The 287-nt window shown below is 48.4% G+C and carries 1 protein-coding gene; it reads left to right on the top strand.

What is annotated here, in order from left to right; all coding sequences use genetic code 11:
* Positions 1–287 (top strand): transposase domain-containing protein (locus ACSLUH_RS19690; protein WP_448570092.1); only part of this gene is annotated, 287 nt, incomplete at both ends.

Consider the following 287-nt stretch of genomic DNA (forward strand, 5'->3'; position numbering starts at 1 on the left):
TTCCTGTGGAAATGGCGGTTTGGACGGTTATTTGTATGTCGCTTTACCGTGAAGACCCGCTATGGAGCATCGTCAGTAAACTCGGCTTAGCATTACCCGGAAAAAAAGAACTCGTTGCGCCAAGCGCTGTTGTGCAAGCAAGGCAGCGCCTTGGTGCGGATGCCGTTAAAGAGGTTTTCCATCAAAGTCAGAAAATGTGGAATGCAGATGCCAATCACCCCACATGGTGTGGCTTATCACTACTAGGTGTTGATGGTGTTATTTGGCGTACACCAGATACGACTGAA

The organism is Thalassotalea ganghwensis (assembly GCF_053485795.1).